Consider the following 26,650-nt stretch of genomic DNA (forward strand, 5'->3'; position numbering starts at 1 on the left):
CGCCAGTGCGTTCAATTTTGGCAGTATTACTTTTACTATTTTGTTATGGGCTGAAAGCCTCTAATGAGGTTACATTAGCAGTTGTGACCGAAGAGTGGCGACCGTTTAACTATACCGACGATAGCGGTGTTATCGTCGGGCGCTCTACAACAAAAGTAAAAACAATACTCGATAGCTTAGGATACAACTATGATATTCGAAGCTACCCTTGGACGCGTGCCATGAGTATGGCTGAAAACGACGCAAATACACTTATATATTCAATTTTTAGAACGCCAGAACGAGAGCACAAATACCAATGGGTATGTCCGCTTATGGCACCTGTAAAAGTGTATTTGTTTTATCTTTCCGAACGTGATGATATTAATGTTACATCACTTGAAGATGCTAAGAACTATACTATTTCTGTAGGAAGAAACGCGCAAAGTCATGAAACCTTAGTCGAAAAAGGCTTTGTTGAAGGGCAACATTTAGACGTATCTGCAGACCCTAACGCCGAATTAAGGAAGTTTCTAGCAGGGCGGGTGGATTTTCTGGTGCAATCTGAATGGGAAATGTCTGAATCGCTTAAGCGAGTAAAACGAGATTACTCTGATGTCGTGCGCAGTCTTGAAGTAGCTAATGTAAGCGACCGCACAGCATGTATGGCGTTCAGCAAAACAACTGACAAGCAAATTGTAAATCGTGTTCAAATTGCACTTGAACAGTACAATAAAAAGTTTGGCCTTAAGTAGTGTAAATGTGAAAAACCATTGGCTACCTTTGATTTTGTTTATAGTTAAATCAACGATAGCTGTTAATTCGTAAACCCTCCTTTATTTTTATATAACCAAGCGTTCTAAAAAGCTTTTATTGTTTAATTTGAACTATTCACGGTTTATATATCTGAACTTAAATCAAAAATATTGCTTTAATTAGATAAATTTGCGAACGGATATATTGGCAATAATGCGTGAAATGCGTAAGCTTATAACAAGTCGTTAATTTGGTTAAAGTTTGGTTACATAGTCGATGGGTAAAGTTAGAGTTTTATTACTTTCTATTGTGATATTTTGTGCATTTTTTTCGTCAGAAAGTAATGCTAATTCAGCTGCTTGTATATTGCTGAAACAACAAATGAGCAATTATCAGCATAGCAAAACCCACCCAACCTATCGCCGAGCTCAGCGTGACTATGAACGCCTGTGTAATCAACCTGAAGTAGTTGAAGATAAACCAACAGAAAGCGCAAAAACGCAACAAACGAGTTTAAGCGAAGAAGAAAAGCGTTTAGCACAAGAGCGATTTGAAGCTATTGAAGCTAAGCAGCAAGAACAACAAACTGTTGAAACCCAAGAAGATGCTAGTGGTGACTTAACTAACAATGGAGAAGCAACCAATAGTAACGAACAGCAGGCTGTTGAACTTGACTCAAAAACGCAAAGCGAAGTAAAAGAAACGCCTAAAGCGCAACCTGCTGCGCCAGTTAAAAGAGCACCTGTGACATGGCAAAATGATATTCCAGTAGAAGAATCGAGCTTATTAGAAGCGATGATGCTGCCGATTATTTTATTGCTTGTTGTGTTGGTCGCCATATTTGTTTACGTGAAATTTGTGCGTTCACGCATGGATGAAATTAAAGAAAAAGCCAAAGAAAAAGCCCAAGAAATGTCAAAAGATATTGCCGCAATGGGCTCAAAAGTTGCTGAAAAGAAAAAGAACAAGTTACCAAAAGGCGCACTCGACCCAGATTTATACTTCCGTCGTCAACGTGTTGAAGTTACGCTCGCAAATGGTCAGGAAGTAGTATTAGACAGTGTTATTGCATCGCAATACGGTATTTTCGTTGTACTGCCGCAAAAGCAGCGTGGCGCAATTATAGGAAGCGCAACCTTACCTGAGTGGAAAGAACAAGTTGGGGAAGAACTTATTGGTTTTGAAAGTCCATTACAAGTCGTGAATCAATGCTGCCACGCCGTTTCGCAGATTTTAGGATTAAATGATGAAATAGAGCCGATTGTCGCGTTTAACGATATGGCGGTATTTAAATCACAATTTCCAATTGTAGTGATGCATAAAAAACAAGTGAATCCATACATTCTAGGCTTTAAAGAGCTGAGATTTAGCGACCAGCAAGTTGATGAATGGATGGCGTTGATTGATAGCCACAACGAAGCGAAGCGAGAAGAGAAAAAACGTGCTGAAGAGCGTCAACGTGAAGAGAATATGAATCGTCACAATGAGCCTAAATTTGATACTACAGCGCCATCGCCAGCGGAAGTTGCCGAACAAGAAATGCAAGAAAAGCAGCAAGAAACGGTTTACCCAGAACCAGGCTCATATGAAACATCAGTGTCTGAGATTGCGCCTGATAATCAAGATGTTCATCGTGTAGAAGATGCTGATAAGCCTGCGGTTGATCATATTGCAGAGCTTGATGCAATTCTCAATAAAGCAAAACAGTTTACTGAAAAGTTAGACGATATTAGCAGTGCAACTCCTAAAACTAGCGATGATGAAACGCAACCTCCGACGCTAAGCGCACAGAGCGAAGAGTCATTACATAATGAAGTTGAGCTGCCAAGCGCGCCGTCAATATCGGACGAAAGTATTTTAGAGTCAGGGAAGAGCGATTTATCTAATGACTTTACGCCTGATACCAATGCAGAAATCGAAAAAACAACGCAATCACTTTCATCTGATGAATCATTCGATATGCCATTTAACGAAGCCTCTACACAGCATGCCAGTGCATCAGGTTTGGATAATGGTGACTCAACGAGAAATACGCTCGATAATGAAGCAATGGATGACAGTGCAACGCTTACACAATCCAACGCATTACAGGATGAATTAGGTCAACCTGAGGTTCAATCTCCGGATGATGATAGCTTATTGCCACCAGATAGCAGTGAACCTGCTACGGCATATACTGACCCTGATTATTTCAAGTCAGCTGATGACGATGCGCCTGAAAATATGGTTCCTCACTCTGAGTTTAAACGCCGCGCGGCAAAACGTGCAGTTGATGACGGAATGTTTGATTATTTAAATCACTACGACAAATCAGCGGAAAACGACGAGCAAGCAGATGGTGAATATTCGCTTGAAGAAGAGTTGGCGCAAAGCCTTGCTGCAGGTAAGGGGTTTTTGTCGGGGTTAGAGCAAAAAGATGATGCTCTTGATGAAGAGCCAAAATTACCAGCGCGCGATGATGCGGATATGTTAGTTCAAGTTGAAACCAAATTAGATCAAGAGATGGCTAATTTATCAGCTGATAATGATCTTCTTGAGCAGCCTGACACAAGCTTACAACAAGATCTTAATGATTTTGATATCAATTCACTAGAGCAAGACGTAGTTGATAATCAGTCGACTATCAGTGATAGCGTTGAAAGTACAGAGAATGATAGCAGCGATTTGAATCAAGGCGGTTGGCGTGCAATTAAGGCGCAAATGGATGAGCAATCTGACGATGAAATTTTGCCGCCTTCAGTAGAAAGTGAATCGCAAGATGAACAACCTAAATCAAGCTGGCGTGCGTTAAAAGAACAAGTAAATGATGAAATTGACGATGAATTTAACAAGACTGATCAAGCAAGTGACGCTGATAAAAATGACAGCGAAAAATCGTCACCATTTTCTAACTTACAGCTCGATCCTGATTGGGCGCCTAAGCCACCTCCGGAAAAGGTGTTTAAAACAAAACCTGAAGACGACCCAGATAATAACTAATCAATAAAAAAATGGTCAGCAATTGCTGACCATTTTTTTATTTTACTTGAATTAGCGTCACTAATATTTAGTGATCTTAAAGCAAGATACAACAATCCCTATTCACATTGTTCCACAAGCGAACGTAGGTGCTGCCCTAAATCTTGTGTTTTTGTTTTGCCATTTGCAACTAACTCAGAGGCTTGCTGTTGAATTTCAGCAACATCGTACTGCGATAGCATATGCTTTACGTAAGTTAATACATCGCCACCTTGGCGGATAAGATCTGGCAGGCTTTCGAGAGAAAGCTCTTGTTCAGATAGGTTTGACAGCGTTTCAATGAATTGAGATAAATCCATTGAATCCTGCAACGCACCTTCTACCTCAACTAATGCGCCCATCGGGTCCGCATCTAGCTTACCTGCAACACATGCTGCAACTGAGCCAGCTTCAGAGCCTTGTTTAACGGCTTCAAGGCCTTGAGCACGGATTGCTTCAATTACTTCTTGTAACTCTTGATGCTCTGCAAAATATTGACGTTCCAATGCCTTCTTAGGGTCTTCTGCAAGATCACAGGCTGTTAAAGTAGTGGCGAAAGTGGTCGCTAGTAACAGTGCTTTTTTCATGATGTCTCCACAATTATTCGCGTTATTTACCGCGAGTATATCGCAATGTTCTAAACTATAAGTAAGTAAAAATATGAAAATAAACTAAATTTTATGTCGCAACAAACAGTTAAAAGTCCGTGTGTTGAAAACTGTTGCTTAAATGAAGATGATGTTTGTTTGGGCTGTTTTCGTACCTTAGAAGAGATTTTATCTTGGTCGAGTATGAGTTTATCGCAAAAGCGAACTACGCTTAATTTATGTCAACAGCGAAAACAGCAAAAACAACATGCAAAAAAGGATTTTAATTCTAGATAACTCAAGTGTTTTGGCAATGCGCTTAAAAGTTTTACTGGAGTTATTGACGTGCCAAGTAGATCTACATCATTACAGCGACTTTGAACCAAGTAGCGAACCCACATTTTATGAAGCAATTGTATTTGCTTCAGGCGTTCCCGAGAAGTTAGTACTGCAAACCCAGCAGTTATACGGTGATGTGCATGTATTTTTATTGGCCCCAAATGTCGAGGGCAGCAAACTCAGTGACAGCTTTACAAAACTGGTAAATGCATTGCCTCGCGCGTTAGTCATTCATCCATTCTATAACAATAAAGAAGTAATCGGTTTGCTTGAAGAAGGGTTGGCGATAGGCGCTGCAAGCCTTGATATAAAGCTACCTAAAATATTATTGGTGGATGACAACCCCACACGTTTAAGTCGCTTAGAATCGAGCTTAAAAGGGGCACACTTTGATGTTATTACCGCAGATACTGAATTCTCAGCGATTGGACGTGCAGCACTGCACCAAATTGATTTACTGGTAAGTGACTTTAATATGGGGGAAATCACCGGTATTGATATATTTCGCCAAATTAAATCGGTCAATTCAGATTGTCGCTGCATTCTTGTTACCTCTAAACCCCACCAAAGTGCGCTCATTGAAGCGGTGCGGTTAGGCGTTGACGATGTACTTGAAAAACCGCTTGATGAAAGTGTGTTGTTACAAGCAATCTATAAGCTTTGGCATAGTGAACAGCTTGAACAAAGTAACCAAGAGTTGGTATCTCGGTTACAAGACACCGTTGATGCGCTTATCGAAAAAGACAGCTTACTGCGTGTTATCTATAAAAATACGCCTGATGCGATTGCTATCTTTAGCAACGACGGCACAATTTTAGAAGCCAATGACGCATTTTTAAGTTTATTTGCCAGAGAGCAAGATGAAGTTCATGACTTATCATTTTTTGAATTGCTAGACGGCGCTATTTCAAATGAAATTAAAAACAATATTGCCAGCTTTCAATCTCAGTTTAATTTTGAGTTTGTGGTTACAACAGCAAAAGATGACATAGTGCCGTTTTCAGGCTCGTTTAGTGAGATTGACGTGCATGGCGAGCCATCCACTGCAGTTATTCTAAAAAATATTGCGCATCTTAAGCGTAAACAACAGCTACTAGAAGAAGCAAAGCAATTACTTGAAGAAAAAGTAAATATTCGCACCCAAGAACTCGAGGCTGCGAAAAACCAAGCGGAGTTTGCTAACAAAAGTAAGTCAGAATTTTTGGCAAACATGTCTCATGAGTTGCGTACGCCAATGCATTCAATTTTAAGTTTTTCTCAGTTTGGCTTGGATAAACTCAATAGCGAGCCAATTCCCAAAGATAAACTGCAAAAATACCTTTCTCGTATCGAAAGCTCAGGGCAGCGACTTCTGTCTTTACTTAACAATTTACTCGATCTATCTAAATTAGATGCGGGTAAGTTTCCGTTTAATCCTAGTAAGCACAATTTGAATCAATTAGTGCGAACCAGTATCGACGATATGTCGGGCGCATTATTGGCAAAAACAATTAATGTGCATTTTGTACCAGAAAAAGACCCGTTCTTTGTTGATTGTGATTGTGATCAAATCGCGCAAGTGATCCGAAATTTACTCGGTAATGCCATTAAATTTAGCGATGAACACAGTGAAATTGAAGTCGTAATAGACCATCACAATGACATGGTGCAATTAGCTGTGCGCGACAGTGGATTAGGCATTCCAGATGAAGAATTAGACACAATCTTTAACAAGTTTGAACAAAGTAGTAAAACTAACCGTGGCGCCGGCGGAACTGGGCTTGGTCTGGCGATTTGTAAAGAGTTTGTTGATTTGCACCACGGCCGTATTTGGGCTGAAAACAACCTTGAAAAGGGCGCGAGTGTATTTGTTAGTTTGCCAGTTTCTAATACTTTTGACTAAGCTAAATTTAGTTCAGTATAAATTAATGGAAAACAAGGAGTAAGTCATGAATTCAAACACAGTACTTGCTGTTGATGACGAACCGTTTAACTTGGAAATAATAGAGGAAATACTGGAAGAACATTACGATCTGCATTGTGTTGCAAGCGGGCCAGAATGCCTAGAGGCGGTTCGTAGAATTAATCCAAGCGTGATTTTGTTAGATGTCAGTATGCCCGATATGGATGGTTACGAGGTGTGTCGACGCTTAAAAGAAGATCCTGAAACGTCTAACATCACTGTGATGTTTGTCTCTGCCAGAGGTTCTGTTGAAGAGCGCATCGAGGGTTATAACGTTGGCGCCGAAGACTACATAGTTAAACCGTTTGGCCAGCAAGAGTTACAAGGCAAATTAGACACCTTATTTAAGGTAGTCGAAAACAAACGTATGCTAGAGCAACAGCTGCAAGATGCTACTGACACTGCATTTAATGCAATGGCCAATAGTAGCGAAATGGGCAGCATAGTGCAGTATGTTGAGCAAATAGGCAAAATTGATGAAAAAGAAGAGCTCGCGCAAGCGCTCATTAATTGCATGCGTGGTTTTGGCCTTAAAACGAGTATTGAGTTTCGTACTAAAAACAATCGCTCTCAATACAGTTCGGAGGGGATTTGCTCACCTATGGTGGTCGAGCTATTTGAGTTGTTGCAAAATAAAGGGCGTTTATATGAGTTTATGCCGAGAATCTTAGTGAATTACCCTAGGGTTAGCCTGCTCATTATGAACTTACCAAGTGATGACCCCGAAAAACTAGGACGTATTCGCGATAATATTTGTTTTGTGGTGGGCGTAACAGAGCACCAACTTGATGCCATTTTAACCCGCAAGCAACTAGGCAACCAAAAGCTTAAGTTACGACAAGCGTTTTCAATGGTTCGCGATAAATTTGAAGATTTAGTGGGTGTACTTAATCTCAGTCATGAAATGAATGAGGCAATTTTTAGAGAATTACAGGAAGAGTTTGAAGATCGGATACCACTGATGGGCTTAGATGAAGATCAGGAGCAATATATTTATAAAAAAGTGGATGACACTATTCAAAAGTCGGTTGCTCGCGAGGACTTATTGCAAGATATAACACGCGCTTTTACTGAGCTTGAAAATGATCTAAGTGTTATGCTGAAGTAAACGCTCTGTATTTCAACTTCAATTACTTAACTTTAGTTTTGAACAAGATGAGAGTGAAATTACTTAAGTTTAAGAAAACATAACTGTTAGGGGCATATTTGCGATTTACATCTGAGGTTACTTACCAAGGGTTAAGCGTCTCTTGGTAAGCCTTTCTCAATAATACGAATTAGGCGTTTTGTTTTGTTGTCTTTTTGCGTTGTTTTATTGTGTTGTTGTGCGAGTGCCCAATGAATGTGTTCAAGCAGCATTTCAGAAGCATCGCTTTGTGCGTTCTCTAATGCGTTTATAATATCGCTGTTTGCATCTGCATTTCCTAGCGCAACTGCAATATTGCGTCGCCAGCGCTCAATACCAATACGGCGAATAGCGCTGCCTTCGGTATTTTTTAGAAAGGTCGCTTCGTCCCATGCAAAAAGCGTAAGTAAGCCCTGACTTTTTAACTGCTTACGAATATGGAAGTCATCTTCGGCTGTAAGCTGTCCGTAGCGGTTCCACGGGCACACTAACTGACAGTCATCACAACCGTAAATGCGATTGCCTAATAATGAACGAAATTCTTCAGGAATAGCGCCTTGTTTTTCAATTGTTAAGTATGAAATACAGCGCCTTGCATCGACCACATAAGGTTCGACGATTGCGCCAGTAGGGCACGAGGTAATGCATGCCACGCAACTTCCGCATTTGTTCTCTACCGTCTCTTCGTTTACCGGTAGCGGTAAATCTACAAATAATTCACCTAAGAAAAACCAAGAACCCGCTTCTTGATTCAGTATTAGAGTATGTTTGCCGGTCCAGCCGAGTCCTGCTTTTTCGGCTAGTTGACGCTCTAATACCGGGGCTGAATCAACAAAGGGTCTAAATCCTAGGGTAATTTGATGCTGTTCTAGTTCTTGTTCTAACTTTTTACCGAGTTGCTTTAAACGATTACGCATTAATTTATGATAATCGCGGCCTAGGGCATAACGACTTATATATGCGGTTTGTTTGTTTTGTAAATCTTTAGCAAAACTCGCATCTGGTGGTAGGTAATTCATGCGCACAGAAATAACTCTTTGTGTGCCTGGCACAAGTTCAGCAGGGCGTGCACGCTTCATGCCGTGTGCAGCCATATACTCCATTTCGCCATGGTAGCCCGCATCTAACCATCGTTGTAATTGTGCTTCGTGCTGAGATAGGTCAATATCGGTGATACTCACTTGATCAAAACCAAGCTCTGTTGCCCAAAGCTTGATTTTTTCTACCAAATTCGGATAGTTAAGAGTAGACATACCAGTAGGTGAAATAAATGACGCCAGAATTAACCACTAATTTACCACAGTTTGCATATAGCGCCCAACAAGTAAAAGACAATGAAGCGATAGTTGCATCGCAGCACAACGTTGAGATGTATGCGCTGATGCAACAAGCTGCCGCATCGGTTTTTCAGTTACTGATGTTGAAATATGGTAATTGCGATAAAGTTCAAGTGATTGCTGGTGGCGGTAACAATGGAGGTGATGGTTACTGGGTGGCTAATTATGCCTTGCAGCATGAGCTTGATGTTACGGTATTCAGCGTTAAGGATGTAAATCAGTTAGCTGGTGATGCTAAGCGCGCTTACTTAGATTACATAAAGCAAGGCGGCAAAGTAGTTGATAGCTTAGATACCAGTGCCGACGTTTATATTGATGCACTGTTGGGCATCGGTTTTTGCGGTGAGTTAAGTAGTGAATATTCAGATGTTATCAATCACATTAACCAACAGCATAAACCTATTATTGCGGTAGATTTACCTTCAGGTCTGAATGCGACAACAGGCGAAGTGGCAAAGGCCTGTATCAATGCTAATTATACCGTGAGCTTTATTTCTCTTAAGCAAGGATTATTAAGCGGTAATGCTAAGCAGCATGTAGGCAATTTATATTTTGCAGGACTCGGATTAGCCGATGCTTTTATAGAATATGTCAAACCACTCTCTAAGTTAGTAAATTATGATGCGTTAAAAGCATCACTGCCGGTTCGTCACATCAATAGTTATAAACAACAACTTGGTCATGTTTTATTAATTGGTGGCGATAAACCTATGCCGGGGGCTATTCGCATTGCGGCTGAGTCCTGTCTACGTGCCGGAGCTGGGCTTGTCAGTGTAGCGACGCATCCAGAAAATCGTGCCATTGTGGTGCAAGGGCGTTATGAACTTATGGTACACGCCGTCGATCACGCAACAGAGTTGGAACCACTAATTGAAAAAGCCGATGTGTGTGTGATTGGCCCAGGCCTTGGCTTGTCAAATTGGAGCAAGACCGTATGGCAGGCAATCGAGAAGGTCAATAAACCAATTATTATTGATGCGGATGGGCTTAACTTGTTAGCTCAAAAGCCAATTAACCTAGCGCACATGATTATTACCCCTCACAGCGGAGAGGCTTCAAGATTACTGGGTATCCCAAGCTCTGAAATTGAACTTAATCGTTTTGATTCAGTCTCTAAATTAGCAAAGCAATATAACGCAATAGCTCTATTAAAAGGGGTGGGCAGCTTAGTTGCTAATAGTCATCATACGGTAATTAATACGTCGGGCAGGGCCAGTATGGCAAGTGCTGGGATGGGCGATTGTTTATCTGGTATAATTGCTGGCTTAATTGCGCAGGGCATGCCGAATTTTGAAGCTGTTCAATTGGCTGTTAATATTCACGGCCGCGCAGCGGAAATTGCAGAGCAACAGGGTAAGCGTGGCATGTTAGTCTCAGACCTGTACCCTTTAATTAGAAAACTGGTTGATTAGTGGAGAAGTAAATGGATCAGCAAGATGGGGTTTTTAATTGCTTTTTGGCCGATGAAACTGAAACAGTTGCCATGGGCAGTAAATTGTCTTCATGTATACATGAAGGCGCTGTAATCTTTTTACATGGCGACTTAGGTGCGGGCAAAACGACGCTTACACGCGGCGTTGTGCAAGGCTTTGGTCATACCGGTAAAGTAAAAAGTCCAACCTATACCTTGGTTGAGCCCTACGAATTAGCTTCACAAAATGTTTATCACTTCGATTTATATCGCCTTGCAGATCCCGAAGAATTGGAGTTTATGGGCATTCGAGACTACTTTGAAAATAATTCAGTGTGTTTAATTGAATGGCCAGAAAAAGGCGCTGGAATGCTTGCACAGGCAGATCTAGAGATTACAATGGAATATGTCGATAATGCGCGTAGAATAACCATAATGGCGAACAGTCAAAGTGGCAAAACAATAATAAATAAGCTGAAGAATGACTAGCGATTGGTACAATATTAAATCTCTTTTTCGAGTAATTACAATTGTCATGATGTTTGTAAGTGTTAACTTATGCGCTGCAAACAAAATTGACAGTGTGCGTGTTTGGCCGTCTCCTGAGAGCACCCGCGTGGTACTCGATATGAAAGAGAAGCCTGAATACAGCTACTTCTTTTTGAAAAATCCATTGCGCTTGGTGGTTGATATAAAATCAACACCAGGGCGCGCAGCAACATTTCCAAAAATTGATAAAAAACATCAATTAATTAAAAAAATTCGCTACAGCACACCAAAGCGAAAATCTGATACGCGCTTAGTATTTGAACTGCTAGCACCGGTTAAACCAGTTATCTTTTCACTCGCACCAACAGGTCCGTATAGCGACCGACTTGTATTCGATTTGTACAGTAAAGAAAAACCGAAAGCACAAACCGTTGTAAAAAATCGCGATATTAGCAGTGATAGAGACATTGTTGTTGCAATTGATGCAGGGCACGGTGGTGAGGACCCAGGCTCTATTGGTCCATCTGGTACCTATGAAAAAACAATTACATTGCAAATAGCAAGGCGATTAGCAGCTAAGATCAATGCTGAAAAAGGTATGTCGGCAATTATGCCGCGTACTGGTGATTACTACGTAAAATATAATACACGTACTCAGCGCGCTCGAACCAAAAAAGCGGATTTCTTTATTTCCATTCATGCTGATGCATTTACGTCGCCGCAACCTCGCGGTGGCTCTGTTTGGGTACTTTCGCTAAGACGTGCTAATTCAGAAATTGGTAAATGGATAGAAAACCGTGAGCAACACTCTGAGCTATTAGGTGGTGCGGCAGATGTGTTAAAAGATACTCAGCAAGAGCGCTACTTGGCGCAAGCATTACTCGATATGTCGATGGATCATTCAATGAAAACCGGCTTTGAAGTGGCTGAAGATGTAATTAGTGAAATGCGAAAAGTCACACGCATGCATAAAAAAGTGCCGCAGGCGGCGAGTTTGGCTGTATTAAAATCACCTGATATTCCCTCTATTTTGGTTGAAACAGGCTTTATATCTAATCCAACAGAAGAGCGTTTGCTAAAAACCAGAGACCACCAAGAAAAGCTCGCGACGGCAATTTTTAAATCGGTAAAGGCGTATTTTAGAAATAACCCTCCTGAAGATTCATATTTTGCCAAGTTGAAAAAAGATCAACCGCGTTTTCATAAGGTACGTTCAGGCGAGTCCCTCAGTGTACTTGCGAGTCGTTATGGGGTAACGGTTAGCTCTTTGAAAAAAGCTAATAAGTTATCGTCGAATACGTTATATATCGGGCAAAACTTAGCTATTCCACGTAGCTAATAGTGCCTCGATTTTAGAACTTGTAATTATGTCTATACAAATATTACCCGCTCGTCTTGCCAACCAAATAGCGGCAGGTGAAGTAGTAGAACGCCCCGCATCAGTGGTTAAAGAGCTGGTGGAAAACAGCCTTGATGCGGGTGCAACGCGCATTCAAATTGATATTGAACGCGGTGGTCACAAACTAATACGTATTCGCGATAATGGCTTTGGTATCGACAAAGACCAACTAACTTTAGCGTTGTCGCGCCATGCAACCAGCAAAATAAAATCACTTGATGACTTAGAGCAAATCGCATCTTTAGGCTTTCGTGGTGAAGCCTTGGCATCAATTAGCTCAGTGTCGCGTTTAACATTGACCTCTAAAACTGAGGCACAAAGCGAAGCGTGGCAAGCTTATGCCGAAGGGCGAGATATGGCGGTACAAATTACGCCTGCCTCGCATCCCAATGGCACAACCATTGAAGTGGTTGATTTATTTTTTAACACACCAGCGCGCCGCAAGTTTTTGCGCACCGAAAAAACTGAATTTCACCATATTGATGAACTGCTGAAGCGCATTGCATTGTCGCGTTTTGATGTGGCAATTACGCTTAAGCATAACGGCAAAACAGTACGTCAATATCGTGCGCAAATGCAGCAAGAAAATTACGTCAAGCGTGTTGCCCAAGTTGCGGGAAAAGTCTTTGAACAGCAGGCTGTGTATGTCGATTCTGGTGATGAGCGCTTACGCCTGTATGGTTGGGTATTACCCGTTGGTGATAAAACAGAGCCGCAGTACACTTATGTTAATTGTCGAATGATGCGTGATAAGTTAATTTTTCACGCGATTCGTCAAACATTTGAAGAATATGCTTCAGGCTATGATATTCCGGGTTTTGTTATTTACCTTGAAATAGAGCCGCGCCAAGTCGATGTGAACGTACACCCAGCGAAACACGAAGTACGCTTTCATCAGGGGCGTTTAGTTCATGACTTTATTGTACAAGCAGTGAGGCAAGCGATTAGCTTTAAACAGCCGCTCGATCACGCGCCAAGCAATGAGACTAGTGATTATGCACTGCAGCAAATGCATCAATTTGATACTGGACATGAATCTAGCGCGGTGACTACGCCGCAAGTGCGTGAACAAAGCGCTTCTTTTTCCGCGTCTAGTGGTGGTTCAGGTTACAAAAAGCCGCTAATGCAGCATCATAAAGTCCCCGATAGCGCAAAACAGCATTCGGTAAATGCATTTTATCAGGGAGTTGCTGATCAGGTCATTGAATCAGCGGTTCATCACACGCTTAATGATATGCCGCAATCAACTAATAGCGCTGAGTGCATTGAATTGTTGCCGCTACGCCAGGGAAAAGCACTGCGCAGTGTAAATGGTGAACCGCAGTTGATCGATCTTACGCCAGCAATCCTTACCCTTTGGCAAACGCATGTTGAACAACAAGGGCAACTTGAAAGTAAAAGTCTGCTATTACCTGTACGTATCAATTTATCGTCAGACTTGCTTGATAAAGTGCAAGACAACCTTTCATGGTTAGGAATTCTTGGTTTTGATATTGCCGTCAACTCTCAGTTTTTGTTAGTGAAAAAATTACCTGAGGTTTTATATTCAGTGGATGTTAATCAAATCTTAGATAACTTGTTTGACCATGCATTGGTAAAAAATGAAAAAACCGATCTGACGTTTTGGCTGACTTGGCTGAAAAATATTGCCTTAGTTCAGCCGCTGGGCTACACAATTACTAAGCAATTAGTCGAGTTAGTGGTAAAAAAGCCTGAATTAATTGCCAGTTTTAAAACGAAAACTGTTAAAATTGACATAGAAAACAGTCTTTTTGACTAACCGATTAATTTTTAGTTTAGCAAGGAAATACGTTGCAACAATTGCCAATTATTTGCTTAATGGGACCGACTGCTTCCGGTAAAACCGATTTAGCGATTCAGCTATGTCAGCATTTAAATACCGAAGTAATAAGTGTCGACTCTGCGTTGGTATACAAAGGCATGGATATTGGTTCCGCGAAGCCGAATGCTGAAGAGTTGGCATTAGCACCGCACCGACTCATCGATTTAATCGATCCTGCTGATAGTTATTCTGCAGCTGACTTTCGCCGTGATGCGCTAGATAATATTGCCCAGTTACATAGCCAAGGTAAAATTCCGCTCTTGGTGGGGGGCACCATGATGTATTTCAAAGCGTTACTTGAAGGCTTGTCACCATTACCAAATGCAGACCAAGCAATTCGTGCTGAACTTGAACAAGAAGCGCAGATGAAAGGCTGGCCTCTACTGCATCAAGAACTGACACACGTCGACCCAGTTGCAGCTGCAAAAATTAATGAAAATGACTCACAGCGTATTAATCGCGCTTTAGAGGTATACCGTTTAACGGGTAAACCAATGAGTGAACTACAAAAGGTTAAGTCAGAACCCTTACCTTTTGATGTTTTACAGTTTGCGATTGCACCGAGCGATCGCGCTGTGTTACACCAACGTATTGAAAAAAGATTTAAAATAATGCTCGATATGGGGTTTGAAAAAGAAGTTCTGGCCTTATATACAAGAAAGGACTTACATCCAGACCTACCCTCTATTCGCTGTGTAGGTTATCGCCAAATGTGGGATTATCTCGCGGGCGAGGATGATTATGATGAAATGGTTTTTAAGGGCATAGCTGCTACGCGTCAGCTTGCTAAACGTCAGTTGACTTGGTTACGTGGCTGGCAAAATATTACTTGGCTAGAATCAGGCGATGAAGAAAACTTGCAACGCGTGTTAAGTTCGCTAAGCTAGTAAAGTGGTGCAGTAAAAATAATTGAATTCGTTAGAGTTATCGAATTTTATAAGAACACCTAGAACTAAGGAAAATAACAATGGCAAAAGGCCAATCATTACAAGACCCATTTTTGAACGCGTTACGCCGTGAACGTATTCCTGTAGCAATTTATTTAGTTAACGGCATCAAGCTACAAGGCAAAATTCAGTCATTTGACCAATTTGTAATTTTACTAGAAAACACTGTAAACCAAATGGTTTACAAACACGCTATTTCAACTGTTGTACCTGCGCGAGCTGTTAATTTCCAAGCAACTCAGGGCGGTGCAGAAGACGAGAGCGGTAACTACTAATTAATAGGAGTTTAATGCTTGTTTGACCGTTATGAAGCCGGTGAACAGGCAGTCTTAGTTCATATCGAATTTCCAAATGAAGGCGATCGTGAAGATTTGCAAGAATTGGAAATGCTCGTTTCTTCAGCTGGTGTAAATGCATTGACGATTGTGCAAGGCAGTCGTCAATCACCGCATGCCAAATACTTCGTCGGAAGCGGTAAAGCTGAGGAAATTGCTGAGATTGTCAAAATCCATGATGCAGATGTAATCATCTTTAATCACGAATTATCCCCCTCACAAGAACGTAACTTAGAGGCGATATGTAAATGTCGCGTGCTTGATAGAACGAGTTTGATTCTTGATATCTTTGCGCAAAGAGCGCGTACTCATGAAGGTAAGCTACAAGTAGAACTTGCGCAATTACGCCATATTTCTACCCGATTGATTCGAGGTTGGACGCACCTTGAGAGGCAAAAAGGGGGGATAGGTTTACGAGGTCCGGGTGAAACCCAGCTTGAAACCGACCGCCGTTTAATTCGTGGCAAAATTAAAAATATTTTAAAGCGCTTAGAAAAAGTAGCTAAACAACGTGAACAAGGACGCCGCGCACGAAACCGAAATGAAATTCCAACCGTATCATTAGTTGGCTATACCAATGCGGGTAAATCAACCTTGTTTAATCGCATCACTGACAGTGATGTATATGCGGCGGATCAGTTGTTTGCGACGCTTGACCCAACACTTCGTAAAATTGAGGTGCCAGATTTGGGACCAACAATTCTTGCCGATACTGTTGGTTTTATTAGGCATTTACCGCATGACTTAGTCGCTGCGTTTAAATCAACGTTAGCTGAGACCCGTGAAGCGGATTTACAACTTCACGTGATTGATGTCGCAGATGCAAGGCGTCAAGAAAATATCGAACAAGTACAAGATGTACTGAGAGAAATCGATGCTGATGAAGTACCGCAGTTATTGGTTTACAACAAAATCGATTTAGTGGAAGAGGTGTCTCCACGTATTGATCGTAATGATGAAGGTAGACCTATTCGCGTTTGGTTATCAGCGCAAACTGGGATAGGTTGTGAGCTATTGCTTGAAGCGATTGGCGAATGCTTAGCGGAACAAATGTTCCATGAAAATATGCGCATTCCGCCGCAATTAGGTCGCTTACAAGGTGCGCTTTATCGATTAAATGCGGTGCAAGCTGAAAACTTTGATGAGCTGGGTAATTGGCTATTAGATGTTAGATTACCTATGTCAGACTGGCAGCGCTTGAAAAAAGAGTTCGGTGGGCAAATACAAGAATTAGTGGTTTAACTTTTCAAAAATATTTGTTTACCGTAAAAATTAGAAAATCCCCTAAGGTTTTGGTAAATTTACCAAAGTTTAATTTTAATTTTTAATATTGGAGTGACGCTATGGCCTGGAACGAGCCGGGTAACAATGGCAACGACAAAGACCCATGGAATAACAAGGGCGGTCGAGATCAGGGTCCACCTGATTTAGATGAAGTGTTCCGCAAATACGGCGACCGCTTTGGTGGCTTATTTGGCGGCAAAAAAGGATCAAGCAACGGCGGTTTAAGTGGCCCTGCACTGGTATTTGTTTTAATTATCGCTATTACTGTTTGGGCTATTAGTGGTTTTTACACGGTGAAAGAAGCAGAGCGTGGTGTTGTATTACGCTTCGGTCAGTTCCATGAAGTTGCTATGCCAGGTCTTCGTTGGAAAATGACGTTTGTTGATCGTGTCATCCCTGTAGATATTGAAGCAGTGCGTTCGCTTTCTGCATCAGGCTTTATGCTTACTGAAGATGAGAACGTGGTAAGTGTTGAGTTTGTGGTTCAGTACCGCGTTACCGATGCATATTTATACCGCTTCAGCGTAACGGATGCAGATCACAGCTTACAGCAAGCGCTTGATAGTGCACTGCGTTATGTTGTTGGTCATGCAAAAATGGATGATGTATTAACGAAAGGCCGTGAGCAGGTGCGTCAAGACACTTGGCAGGAACTTGAGAAAATTATCACGCCATACAACTTAGGTATCGTACTGACAGACGTTAACTTTAAAGATGCGCGTCCACCGGCAGAAGTGAAAGATGCGTTTGATGATGCAATTGCAGCACAAGAAGATGAAGAGCGTTTTATTCGTGAAGCTGAAGCATATCAACGTGAGATTGAACCAACTGCGCGTGGTCGTGTAACACGTATGACGCAAGAAGCAGAAGCGTATAAAGAGCGTGTAACGCTTGAAGCGCAGGGTGAAATTGCACGTTTTGAACGCCTATTACCAGAATACCAAGCTGCTAAAGAAGTAACGCGTCAGCGTCTTTATATCGATGCGATGGAAGAAGTATTAGGTAATACGTCAAAGGTAATTGTTGATGTAGAAGGTGGTAATAATATGATGTATTTACCGCTCGATAAAATTATTCAGCAATCGAAAGAAAACGCAACGCCTGCTCGTCAACGCAATGACGTTGATAATTTAAGACAGCAACTAGGTACAACGAAAAACAGTCAGCTAAATTCAGCGAATGACCGCTACTCTAGCGACCGTTATAACTCTGGGAGATACAATCAATGAAAAACTTTGGTTTAGTTATTGTTGTTATTCTAGCGATGCTTAGTTTTTCTGGTCTGTTTGTGGTGCCAGAAGGTCAAAAGGCAATTGTATTAGAGTTTAGTAAAGTTAAGAAAGATAGCGAAGGTAACCCGGTTGTGTATGAACCAGGTCTGCAATTTAAAATGCCGTTTATCTCTCAAGTACGTAAGCTAGATTCGCGTATTCAAACACTGGACGGTTCACCAGATCGTTTTGTAACAAGCGAAAAGAAAGACTTAATTGTTGATTCGTATGTTAAATGGCGTGTTAAAGACTTCAGTAAGTTTTACCTGCGCGCACGTGGTGATAAGCAATATGCTGAAACACTACTTAAGCAAAAGGTAAACAATGGTTTAAGAACTAACTTTGGTTCGCGCACAATTCGCGAGATTGTGTCAGGTGAGCGTAGCGCCCTAATGGAAGAGGCATTATCGCAAGCTTCTGAAAGTGCTGCGGAGTTAGGTATTGAAGTACTTGATGTACGTGTTAAGAAAATTAATTTACCGACAGAAGTAAGTAACTCAATTTTCCAACGTATGCGCGCTGAGCGTTCTGCTGTAGCGAAAGAACACCGTTCTGAAGGTATGGAGAAGGCTGAGGAAATTCGCGCTGACGTAGACCGTCGTGTAACGGTTATGCTTGCTGATGCGGAGCGTAATGCACGAAGTGTACGCGGTGAAGGTGATGCGTTAGCAGCAAAAATTTATGCTGATGCGTACAACAAAGACGCAGAATTCTATAGCTTCTTACGCAGCCTAGATGCTTATAAAGCAACCTTTAAAAACAAAGAAGACGTTATGGTGCTGAGCCCTGATAGTGACTTCTTTAAGTATATGAAGCAAACCGGTAAGTAAATTACCCAGTTGCAATATAATATTAAAAGCCCTGCACTTGCAGGGCTTTTTTATGGAGAAAATAATGAGCTTTGATGTATTGCTATTGGCGTTTGCTTTGTTGTTAATTTTTGAAGGGCTTGGGCCTGCTTTATTTCCAGCGAAATGGCGCGAGTATTTACGCGAAATAGTGCAATTAGCTGATCCGCAATTGCGGATGATAGGCGTTGTTTTAATCTTGATTGGTTGGCTGCTTTTTATGTGGTTAAAACCATAAAATAAAAAACAACCAAGAGATAAAATAAAAATTAAATTTATTAGTAAATTATCTAAAAACAACAGTGCCTAATGAGCTTGTATATACCAATTTAATTGAAGTTATTTAGATAAAATGATGAAAAAAGCTGCTAAACGGGGTGATCTTTGCCCCCATTTTTTGATAGAATCTGCGCCTAATTTTCTTTAAGTGAAGTTACAATGGGTAAAAACGTCGTTGTATTAGGCACCCAATGGGGTGACGAAGGTAAAGGTAAGGTTGTTGACCTACTAACAGATAAAGCGTCTTTAGTTGTACGTTATCAAGGTGGTCACAACGCAGGTCACACACTCGTTATTAACGGTGAGAAAACAGTTCTTCACCTTATCCCATCAGGTGTTCTACGTGACAATGTTAAATGTGTAATCGGTAACGGTGTGGTACTTGCACCAGATGCACTTATGCGCGAAATCGGCATGCTTGAAGAGCGTGGTGTTCCGGTTAGAGAGCGTTTATTAATTTCTGAAGCATGTCCACTAATTCTACCGTATCACGTAGCATTAGACATGGCTCGTGAAGAAGCACGTGGCGCTAAAGCTATCGGTACTACAGGTCGTGGTATTGGTCCAGCTTACGAAGATAAAGTGGCGCGTCGTGGCTTACGTGTTGGCGATTTATTTAACCCAGAGTTATTCGCTGAAAAACTAAAAGAAGTAGTTGAGTATCATAACTTTACACTAGTTAATTACTACAAAGTTGATCCAGTTGATTACCAAGAAACATTAGACGCAGCAATGGCAGTTGCTGACATTCTTAAGTCTATGGTTGTTGACGTTACTGAGTTACTTGACCAAGCACGCACTAATGGTGAGCACATCTTATTTGAAGGTGCACAAGGCACACTACTTGATATCGACCACGGTACATACCCATACGTTACGTCTTCAAATACAACGGCTGGCGGTGTAGCTACGGGTGCTGGTTTTGGTCCATTAAACCTAGATTACGTATTAGGTATCGTGAAAGCATACACAACACGTGTAGGTTCAGGTCCTTTCCCAACTGAACTTTATGACGGTTTAGATAAGCAAGACCCTGTTGGCAAACACTTAGGTGACAAAGGTCACGAGTTTGGCGCAACAACGGGTCGTTTACGTCGTACAGGTTGGTTTGATGCTGTTGCAATGCGTCGTGCGGTACAAATTAACTCTATTACAGGCTTCTGTTTAACTAAACTAGATGTATTAGACGGTTTAGAAACAATCAAAATCTGTACTGGTTACCAGCTTGAAGATGGTACAGTTACAAACGTAACACCACTTGCTGCTGAAGGTTACGAGAAAGTAACACCAGTATACGAAGAGATGCCAGGTTGGAGCGAAAATACGTTCGGTGTAACAACTTACGAGGGCTTACCACAAGCTGCACGTAACTACATCAAGCGTTTAGAAGAAATCACTGGTGTACCAATCGATATCATCTCGACTGGCCCAGATCGTGTAGAAACAATGATTGTACGTAACCCATTTGGTGAGTAAATTTAGTTTCTAGAAAAAAGCTGCAGTTTGCAGCTTTTTTTATGCCTAAAATTCAAAGGTTGGTATATATTTTGTATCAATTATTTTAAATTGGTATGAGCTCTAGTTGTGTTAAATAGTTGAACACGTTTATTGTGCTAACTATAAGTGTAGTGCAGTAGTTAGCTCACTGAATGATTAACTAGTTAAGTGAATTGACTTAATTGGCCTCGAATATCTGAGAATTATTATGCGTTTATTTATGCGAACATTGTGTCAAACCTTTGCTGTAACAGGGCTACTTTTTAGCTCTGCAAATGTGCTTGCCGAAAACCCTGAACTTCAAGCAGTGCAAATCTACAGCCAAGATGAACTCATTAAACTCATAAATAAAAATGAACATTTAACACGAGTAAAGCTCGATGATTGTCAACTTGTGCAAGATATCGAAGCGCGTGCAAGTAAAATGAAAGTCCCCGCATATCAGTTTTTATATGGCGATATGTTGGCGTATGCAGTGTGTGTAGAGCGCGATGTTGATCTTGGCGTGTATTACATGCGCGAAGCGGCAGATCAGGGCTTAGCGGCGGCGCTAGAGCAACTTGGTCGCTATTACCATGTTGGCCAATTAGTGCAGCGCGATATCAATAAAGCCATTATTTATCTACGCGAGGCCGCATCGCTTGGTAATTTAAATGCGCAAATTAGGCTTGTTGATTTGTTTAACGCGGGGCTTGGTAGCCCTCGCGATTTTGAAGATGCATACCGCTGGCTCAATGGCGCTTTAATTTACGACAAAAAGCGCCATCAAGAAGTCGCGAAAAAGCTCGCATTACTCGCTGAAAAAATGCCACCGAGTGCGTTAGCCCGTGCCAAAAAATAGAATGCCATTTGCCTAAAGATTATGCCTGTGCGAAATGTTCTTTATCGGGCAGCCAACGGGCAATAATTTGCTCAGCAAGGTCGTTATGTTCAGTTAAAAAGCGTTTAGCGACGGGCCTAACTTGTTCTACTAGTGCTTTGTCTCGCACAAGATCAGCAATTCTAAATTCGGCAAGTCCCGTCTGTTTTGTACCAAGCACTTCGCCGGGTCCACGGATCTCTAAATCTCGCTCTGCAATGACAAAGCCGTCATTGCTATCGCGCAGTACTCCTAAGCGTTTTTGACCTGTGTTAGATAGCGGAGGGTGATATAGTAGTACGCAATGCGATGCGACTGAGCCACGGCCAACACGGCCGCGTAATTGGTGTAGTTGAGCAAGGCCTAAGCGTTCTGGATTTTCAATAATGATCAAGCTGGCATTAGGTACATCAACACCAACCTCTATCACGGTTGTAGCAACTAGTACGTCTATTTTTCCCGCTTTAAACTCCGACATGATGAATTGTTTTTCACTTGGTTTCATACGGCCGTGAACTAATTCGATAGCAACATCGGGTAGCGCTTTCGCTAATTCTTTTGCGCTATCCTCTGCAGCTTGACATTGCAATGCTTCAGATTCTTCTATTAGCGTGCAAACCCAATAAACCTGACGCTTGTCTTGCAGCACCGACTGCTGTACACGGTTAATAATGTCTTGGCGGCGGGTATCAGGAATAGCCACTGTTGTAATAGGTGTTCTGCCCGGTGGCAATTCATCAATAATCGATGTTTCTAAATCGGCATAGGCGGTCATTGCTAAGGTGCGTGGAATAGGGGTTGCGGTCATAACCAACTGGTGTGGGTAGCAATTGCCATTACGGCCTTTTTCACGTAACTCTAAACGTTGGTGCACGCCAAAACGGTGTTGCTCATCAATAATAATCAGTGCGAGATTATTAAAGCTCACTTGTTCTTGGAATAACGCATGCGTGCCGACAATCATTTGCGCTTCACCGGAGGTTATTTGCTCAAGTGTTACAGTGCGTTCTTTACCTTTAGTTTTCCCCGCTAACCACGCAATTTTAACGCCTAATGGTTCAAACCAAGCTCGAAAAGCGTTAGCGTGCTGCTCGGCTAAAATCTCGGTAGGTGCCATTAAGGCAACTTGATAACCTTGGCTAATTGCCGTAAGTGCTGACATTGCCGCTACCAACGTTTTTCCCGAACCAACATCGCCTTGTACTAATCGCATCATAGGGTAGGGCTGAGTCAGATCGTGTTTAATTTCTGCCACTACACGCTGTTGCGCATTAGTAGGTTGGAAAGGTAGCTGGGTAAGTAGTTGTGGCTCAAGAGAATTGGTTGGTGGCAAGGTTACCGCCTGATGCACTTGTCCTTTGGCACGCAGTTTTAAGAGGCTTAAATTTTGCGCCAGTATTTCTTCAAATGCGAGTCGTTGCTGAGCAGGGTGAAGCCCTTGCTCAAGCAAGAGTGTACTTTCTTCAGGACTCGGTTTGTGAAGCGTTAGCAAGGCTTTTTTTAAGCTGTACCCTTGTGGTTGGTACTGAGCCGGCAATAACTCCTGAATATCATAGCGCTCTAGTAAAGCTACAGCCTGATTACTCAGTTTGCGTAGTGAAAGCTGCTTTAAACCTTCCGTTGTTGGGTAAACGGGTGTAAGTGATTCTTCAACTTGGCTTGTGACATTCTCATCGATGATTTTATATTCGGGATGAGCCATTTCATAGCCGTTCCTACCGCGGCGAATTTCTCCAAAACAGCGTATTCTGCTGCCTGCAGTTAAATTATTTTTTTGCGCAGCGGTAAAAGTGAAAAAGCGTAAGGTTAGTCTGCCTGTGCCATCGTTAACTTGGCAATTAAGCATGCGGCGTTTACCAAAGCTGATATTGGTATTTTCAATAGTCGCTTCGATGCTGACATGGTAGTGCGCTTGCAGCTCGCAAATAGGATAAATGCGAGTGCGATCTTCATAGCGCAGCGGTAAATGAAAGAGTAAGTCTTGTACGGTAAAAATATGCAGCTTTGCTAAACGCTCTGCAATTTTAGGCCCAGCACCTTTCAGTTCAGTGATGGGGTATGAGGCAAGATCAATTGCCATAGCTGTCCTTTCGTTTTTACCGTCCTTGGTTTTTAACAGGTTAAGTTTAAAGTTGCAATAGATAACTGTAAAAATAACCAGTGTTTGGCTTAGGCTTTTTTAACGAAACGTAGGGTATTCCAAAATGCTTCATCAGCCACAATTTCACCCTCGTCATCAAGTTCTGGATATGGCAGGCCTTTTAAGCGGCACTGCTGCGCGATAATTGGGTGACAGCCTTCAAATAGCAGGGTGTGCTTAGTGTTTTTATCTAAGTGGTCATTAGGCTGATACATGTCTGCATTTTCGCGCTGACGCTGGGCTTCGTAAAGAATTAACGCTGCAGCAACGGATACATTCAATGACTGCACCATGCCTTCCATTGGAATGATAATATGCTGGTCCGCATGAGCGAGAGCTTTGTCGGAAATACCATCGCGTTCTTGGCCAACAATAACGGCAGTTGGCTTAGTGTAATCAATTTCACGAAAATCAACGGCGCTATCTGATAGGTTTGTCGCTAAAATTTGCACGCCTGGAATTTGTTCACGAAGTACTTTTACCGCATCATCAATATCATCGTGCATATGGGTTTCCACCCAGTTTTTACTACCACCCGATGTATTATTCGTTAAACGACGCTGTTCTCTTGGCCAAACCGCATGAACATGGTGACAACCAACGGCGTCAGCGGTTCTAACAATTGCTGATAAGTTATGATGTTTGTGCACTTCGTCTAAGCACACAGTTAAATCAAGTTGACGTTTGTCGAGTACAGATTTTACGCGTTTGTAACGGTTATCGGCCATGATTATTCTCCGGAAAATTCGCGGCGATTATACCTAGCTGGTGTGTCTCTCGCAATTATTCTGCACCACAGTGAAATGTTATGGCGTTACATCTCGGTTAATTGGGTTTTGTAAGGAGATTAAGGTCTCGGTTGATTGGATTACGTCAATGGCCTGAATTTTATTGATTAGCACGTCTTGCAGGTGATCAATTGAACGTGTCACAACCTTAATAAAAATACTGTAATTACCTGTGGTGTAATAGGCTTCTACCACTTCTTCTAACGCTTCTAAGCGCTTGATAGTGTCGGGATAATCTTTGGCATTTTTTAAGTTAATACCAATAAAACAACATACGTCGTAACCTAGATTTTTTTCGTTAATAGAAACTTTTGTGCCCGTAATAATATTGGCTTGTTTCATTTTCTCAACACGTACGTGAATTGTGCCGGCACTGACTTCAAACTTTTTTGCTAGCTCAGCATAAGGCACGCGCGCGTTGTCCATCAACGCGTGCAGAATCGATTTGTCGAGATTATCCATTTTGTATTGGGTCATAATTTTGGCTAGGTTGTTTTAAACTCTAATTCGATTTTGTTTTTATCGATACGTGCAGTAAGGGGGGGATAAATGCGCGCCGTTTTGAGTACTTTGTTAAAAATACGCAGCTCTACGTTTGAGTGTAGTGCTTTTTGTACTTCGAGATAGCAGTAATCACGGAGCATATGAATGGCACGTTCTAGCTTGGCGGCTTTATTTGGCAGTAACTCAATTAACTGTTCGTTAAGGTTTTGCTTATCAGAGATTTCAATTAACAGGTTTTGTTGTTTATCGGCATCTTCGATAGACAGTGCTTTATCAAACTCAGACTCGAGCGCTTCTAGCTGCTGATTACATAACCGCACTTGTTCAAAAATTTCATCGGTGCGGTTTTTCAATAATACAGCTGCATGACCTAAGTGAATTTCTGTATGTGCTCCTTTATCGGTGCCCACTTCACCACAAATCATGGTTTTAGCATCAAGCACTTTACCGCCAATGAGTTTGCCATCCCCTTTTTCAGGGTTGCCGATCATTAGCTCATTTTTTGCTTTAATGTGGCAGTGGCTTGCCTGGCTTTTAATTTTAACCTGATTGCCAGATAAATACGTATATTGTGCGTAGCTGATGGTTAAGTTGCCTTCACAGCTAATTTTATTCGAAAGCTCATCGTTCTCTTTGTGGTGACCTAAACAGCCTTCTTTAACTTCTATGCTACCTGTGGCGTTTAGCTCCGCAGATTCAACGCTACCAAATACGGTAATGTCGCCTTTTGCGGTTACTTTCATACCCGGTTCAATATTCTCGGTAATGATCACTGAACCGTCAAAATCAATATGGCCTGATTTTACGTCTACATTAGGAATGGTAAATACATCGTCAACACGCATACCGTATTTGTCATCAACAGGAACGCCGGCAATAGTAGCAACTAGGTACTTATCGTCGGTGCCACTTAGTTCAGTGCCGTCACCTGCAATTAATTTTACTTCATCGCCCGGTTTGGCCTTTAGTGTTTCACCAAGTACGTTAAATCCGTCTTTGCCTAAGGTAGCAAAGTGGTGCGTCATCAGGGTATCACCGGGTTTTACACTGGCGAGTGCGCCAAAATCACGCATATCTACAGAACCATCTTCTCGGCGCTTCGGTTGACGAACGCGGTCGGCAAGAGTTTGTACATTCTTTTCAAGTGAACCGTTTTTACCGGCAACAGGAATTTGCCCTTTGGCAATTACGATCGAGAGCTCTTTGCCAGGCATTGCCTCAAATTGCTTACCTAGTAACGACTCTAACCAAACTTGTTTGTAACCGCGGGTGATGTTGGCTTGTTTAATGATTTCAACGGCCTGTTCCATGCTCATCAATTCACCGCCATAGGCAGTGGTTAACACGGCGGTTGCAGCCATTTTGTCTTCACTGACCGATACAGTCAGTGTTGCATCGTGTTTTTCCGCAACAATCAGTTCGTCAAAATCGGGATCGCGAAAAGCTTCTTTCACTTCTTTTGTTAAAACATAACAATCGGCGAATTCAGAGTTAGCGAGTGCTTGGAAGACAAAGTCAGAACTCGGCGGCATGGGCGTTTGCTCAGAAACTGTCAGTACAACTTGATTTTCGTTATTAAGAGTAAACACTTAAGCTCCTAGGCCATTATGATTAACAAACTATACATGTTTTTTTAGCATAAAAAAAAGGGCATAACAGCCCTTTATATTTAATTTTTTCATTATTTTATTAA

23 protein-coding genes are annotated in these 26,650 nt (G+C 41.8%); 17 read left to right on the forward strand and 6 right to left on the reverse strand.

The features are described from left to right. Positions 1-5 precede the first annotated feature (5 nt). Both AN214_RS07075 and AN214_RS07080 read left to right on the forward strand, forming a co-directional pair. Positions 6-734 (forward strand): ABC transporter substrate-binding protein, encoded by a 729-nt coding sequence (locus AN214_RS07075; RefSeq protein WP_054979073.1) that lies wholly within the window; start codon positions 6-8, stop codon positions 732-734. A gap of 382 nt (positions 735-1,116) precedes the next feature. Beyond that, the gene (locus AN214_RS07080; protein ID WP_152960735.1) at positions 1,117-3,714 is read left to right on the forward strand and encodes a hypothetical protein; all 2,598 of its coding nucleotides are present in this window, start codon (positions 1,117-1,119) and stop codon (positions 3,712-3,714) included. Positions 3,715-3,812: 98 nt separating this feature from the next. On the opposite strand, the gene AN214_RS07085 is transcribed toward AN214_RS07080, so the two are convergent. Continuing rightward, positions 3,813-4,319 (reverse strand): hypothetical protein, encoded by a 507-nt coding sequence (locus AN214_RS07085; protein ID WP_054979075.1) that lies wholly within the window; start codon positions 4,317-4,319, stop codon positions 3,813-3,815. Between the two features lie 93 nt (positions 4,320-4,412). Here AN214_RS07085 and AN214_RS07090 point away from each other — a divergent pair, with 93 nt between their 5' ends. The 3 genes from AN214_RS07090 to AN214_RS07100 are packed head-to-tail and all read left to right on the forward strand — an operon-like array spanning position 4,413 to position 7,708. After that, positions 4,413-4,616, forward strand: a complete 204-nt coding sequence (locus AN214_RS07090) for a DUF1289 domain-containing protein (protein WP_054979076.1) — start codon at positions 4,413-4,415, stop codon at positions 4,614-4,616. Then, complete coding sequence (locus tag AN214_RS07095) at positions 4,588-6,540, forward strand: ATP-binding protein (RefSeq protein ID WP_054979077.1); 1,953 nt, start codon at positions 4,588-4,590, stop codon at positions 6,538-6,540. The genes AN214_RS07090 and AN214_RS07095 overlap by 29 nt, the downstream gene beginning before the upstream one ends. A gap of 46 nt (positions 6,541-6,586) precedes the next feature. Beyond that, positions 6,587-7,708 (forward strand): PleD family two-component system response regulator, encoded by a 1,122-nt coding sequence (locus AN214_RS07100; RefSeq protein ID WP_054979078.1) that lies wholly within the window; start codon positions 6,587-6,589, stop codon positions 7,706-7,708. 131 nt (positions 7,709-7,839) lie between these two features. Here AN214_RS07100 and queG read toward each other — a convergent pair whose 3' ends face one another. Further along, positions 7,840-8,979: a tRNA epoxyqueuosine(34) reductase QueG gene (gene queG, locus AN214_RS07105; RefSeq protein ID WP_054979079.1), complete on the reverse strand. Its 1,140-nt coding sequence runs from the start codon at positions 8,977-8,979 to the stop codon at positions 7,840-7,842. Positions 8,980-8,996: 17 nt separating this feature from the next. Here queG and AN214_RS07110 point away from each other — a divergent pair, with 17 nt between their 5' ends. From AN214_RS07110 to AN214_RS07165, 12 genes are all read left to right on the forward strand, one after another. Continuing rightward, positions 8,997-10,475, forward strand: a complete 1,479-nt coding sequence (locus AN214_RS07110) for a bifunctional ADP-dependent NAD(P)H-hydrate dehydratase/NAD(P)H-hydrate epimerase (RefSeq protein WP_054979080.1) — start codon at positions 8,997-8,999, stop codon at positions 10,473-10,475. A gap of 11 nt (positions 10,476-10,486) precedes the next feature. Beyond that, positions 10,487-10,963 carry a tRNA (adenosine(37)-N6)-threonylcarbamoyltransferase complex ATPase subunit type 1 TsaE gene (gene tsaE, locus AN214_RS07115; RefSeq protein WP_054979081.1) on the forward strand — a complete coding sequence of 159 codons (477 nt, stop codon included), beginning with the start codon at positions 10,487-10,489 and terminating at the stop codon, positions 10,961-10,963. Positions 10,964-11,009: 46 nt separating this feature from the next. Continuing rightward, the gene (locus tag AN214_RS07120; protein ID WP_200911120.1) at positions 11,010-12,302 is read left to right on the forward strand and encodes an N-acetylmuramoyl-L-alanine amidase; all 1,293 of its coding nucleotides are present in this window, start codon (positions 11,010-11,012) and stop codon (positions 12,300-12,302) included. 28 nt (positions 12,303-12,330) lie between these two features. Continuing rightward, positions 12,331-14,142: a DNA mismatch repair endonuclease MutL gene (gene mutL, locus AN214_RS07125; RefSeq protein ID WP_054979083.1), complete on the forward strand. Its 1,812-nt coding sequence runs from the start codon at positions 12,331-12,333 to the stop codon at positions 14,140-14,142. 32 nt (positions 14,143-14,174) lie between these two features. Further along, positions 14,175-15,092 (forward strand): tRNA (adenosine(37)-N6)-dimethylallyltransferase MiaA, encoded by a 918-nt coding sequence (gene miaA / locus AN214_RS07130; RefSeq protein ID WP_082428514.1) that lies wholly within the window; start codon positions 14,175-14,177, stop codon positions 15,090-15,092. Positions 15,093-15,172: 80 nt separating this feature from the next. Further along, the gene (gene hfq, locus AN214_RS07135; RefSeq protein ID WP_010561063.1) at positions 15,173-15,427 is read left to right on the forward strand and encodes an RNA chaperone Hfq; all 255 of its coding nucleotides are present in this window, start codon (positions 15,173-15,175) and stop codon (positions 15,425-15,427) included. Between the two features lie 18 nt (positions 15,428-15,445). Then, complete coding sequence (gene hflX, locus AN214_RS07140) at positions 15,446-16,729, forward strand: ribosome rescue GTPase HflX (protein WP_054979084.1); 1,284 nt, start codon at positions 15,446-15,448, stop codon at positions 16,727-16,729. Positions 16,730-16,830: 101 nt separating this feature from the next. After that, on the forward strand, positions 16,831-18,000 hold the full coding sequence (gene hflK / locus AN214_RS07145; protein WP_054979085.1) for an FtsH protease activity modulator HflK: 1,170 nt from the start codon (positions 16,831-16,833) through the stop codon (positions 17,998-18,000). Beyond that, positions 17,997-18,872: a protease modulator HflC gene (hflC, locus tag AN214_RS07150; protein WP_054979086.1), complete on the forward strand. Its 876-nt coding sequence runs from the start codon at positions 17,997-17,999 to the stop codon at positions 18,870-18,872. The genes hflK and hflC overlap by 4 nt, the downstream gene beginning before the upstream one ends. Before the next feature lie 64 nt (positions 18,873-18,936). Further along, a complete protein-coding gene (locus AN214_RS07155; protein ID WP_054979087.1) occupies positions 18,937-19,128 on the forward strand; it encodes a DUF2065 domain-containing protein in 192 nt (63 codons plus the stop codon). 200 nt (positions 19,129-19,328) lie between these two features. Next, positions 19,329-20,645, forward strand: coding sequence for an adenylosuccinate synthase (locus AN214_RS07160; RefSeq protein ID WP_054979088.1), 1,317 nt, complete (start codon positions 19,329-19,331; stop codon positions 20,643-20,645). Between the two features lie 229 nt (positions 20,646-20,874). Continuing rightward, positions 20,875-21,507, forward strand: a complete 633-nt coding sequence (locus AN214_RS07165) for a tetratricopeptide repeat protein (protein ID WP_054979089.1) — start codon at positions 20,875-20,877, stop codon at positions 21,505-21,507. A gap of 19 nt (positions 21,508-21,526) precedes the next feature. On the opposite strand, the gene recG is transcribed toward AN214_RS07165, so the two are convergent. The 4 genes from recG to AN214_RS07185 all read right to left on the reverse strand — a co-directional run bounded on the left by recG (position 21,527) and on the right by AN214_RS07185 (position 26,546). Next, entirely contained in the window at positions 21,527-23,644 is a 2,118-nt protein-coding gene (gene recG, locus AN214_RS07170) for an ATP-dependent DNA helicase RecG (protein ID WP_268795488.1), read from the reverse strand. Between the two features lie 50 nt (positions 23,645-23,694). Further along, a complete protein-coding gene (trmH, locus tag AN214_RS07175; RefSeq protein WP_054979091.1) occupies positions 23,695-24,393 on the reverse strand; it encodes a tRNA (guanosine(18)-2'-O)-methyltransferase TrmH in 699 nt (232 codons plus the stop codon). Between the two features lie 78 nt (positions 24,394-24,471). Next, complete coding sequence (gene asnC, locus AN214_RS07180) at positions 24,472-24,930, reverse strand: transcriptional regulator AsnC (protein ID WP_010561054.1); 459 nt, start codon at positions 24,928-24,930, stop codon at positions 24,472-24,474. A gap of 8 nt (positions 24,931-24,938) precedes the next feature. Next, entirely contained in the window at positions 24,939-26,546 is a 1,608-nt protein-coding gene (locus AN214_RS07185; RefSeq protein ID WP_054979092.1) for a DUF342 domain-containing protein, read from the reverse strand. Positions 26,547-26,650 lie beyond the last annotated feature (104 nt).

The sequence above is a fragment of the Pseudoalteromonas sp. P1-9 genome, from assembly GCF_001399975.1.
Lineage (GTDB): Bacteria > Pseudomonadota > Gammaproteobacteria > Enterobacterales > Alteromonadaceae > Pseudoalteromonas.

Bases quoted from the DNA above. Each gene is read 5' to 3' on its own strand.
- hfq (WP_010561063.1), top strand. From the start codon at position 15,173: ATGGCAAAAGGCCAATCATTACAAGACCCATTTTTGAACGCGTTACGC.
- asnC (WP_010561054.1), bottom strand. From the start codon at position 24,930: ATGACCCAATACAAAATGGATAATCTCGACAAATCGATTCTGCACGCG.
- AN214_RS07155 (WP_054979087.1), top strand. From the start codon at position 18,937: ATGAGCTTTGATGTATTGCTATTGGCGTTTGCTTTGTTGTTAATTTTT.
- AN214_RS07120 (WP_200911120.1), top strand. From the start codon at position 11,010: ATGATGTTTGTAAGTGTTAACTTATGCGCTGCAAACAAAATTGACAGT.
- mutL (WP_054979083.1), top strand. From the start codon at position 12,331: ATGTCTATACAAATATTACCCGCTCGTCTTGCCAACCAAATAGCGGCA.
- AN214_RS07100 (WP_054979078.1), top strand. From the start codon at position 6,587: ATGAATTCAAACACAGTACTTGCTGTTGATGACGAACCGTTTAACTTG.
- AN214_RS07160 (WP_054979088.1), top strand. From the start codon at position 19,329: ATGGGTAAAAACGTCGTTGTATTAGGCACCCAATGGGGTGACGAAGGT.
- tsaE (WP_054979081.1), top strand. From the start codon at position 10,487: ATGGATCAGCAAGATGGGGTTTTTAATTGCTTTTTGGCCGATGAAACT.
- AN214_RS07095 (WP_054979077.1), top strand. From the start codon at position 4,588: ATGCAAAAAAGGATTTTAATTCTAGATAACTCAAGTGTTTTGGCAATG.
- trmH (WP_054979091.1), bottom strand. From the start codon at position 24,393: ATGGCCGATAACCGTTACAAACGCGTAAAATCTGTACTCGACAAACGT.
- AN214_RS07090 (WP_054979076.1), top strand. From the start codon at position 4,413: ATGTCGCAACAAACAGTTAAAAGTCCGTGTGTTGAAAACTGTTGCTTA.
- AN214_RS07080 (WP_152960735.1), top strand. From the start codon at position 1,117: ATGAGCAATTATCAGCATAGCAAAACCCACCCAACCTATCGCCGAGCT.
- hflC (WP_054979086.1), top strand. From the start codon at position 17,997: ATGAAAAACTTTGGTTTAGTTATTGTTGTTATTCTAGCGATGCTTAGT.
- hflK (WP_054979085.1), top strand. From the start codon at position 16,831: ATGGCCTGGAACGAGCCGGGTAACAATGGCAACGACAAAGACCCATGG.
- AN214_RS07165 (WP_054979089.1), top strand. From the start codon at position 20,875: ATGCGTTTATTTATGCGAACATTGTGTCAAACCTTTGCTGTAACAGGG.
- AN214_RS07085 (WP_054979075.1), bottom strand. From the start codon at position 4,319: ATGAAAAAAGCACTGTTACTAGCGACCACTTTCGCCACTACTTTAACA.
- queG (WP_054979079.1), bottom strand. From the start codon at position 8,979: ATGTCTACTCTTAACTATCCGAATTTGGTAGAAAAAATCAAGCTTTGG.
- AN214_RS07110 (WP_054979080.1), top strand. From the start codon at position 8,997: ATGACGCCAGAATTAACCACTAATTTACCACAGTTTGCATATAGCGCC.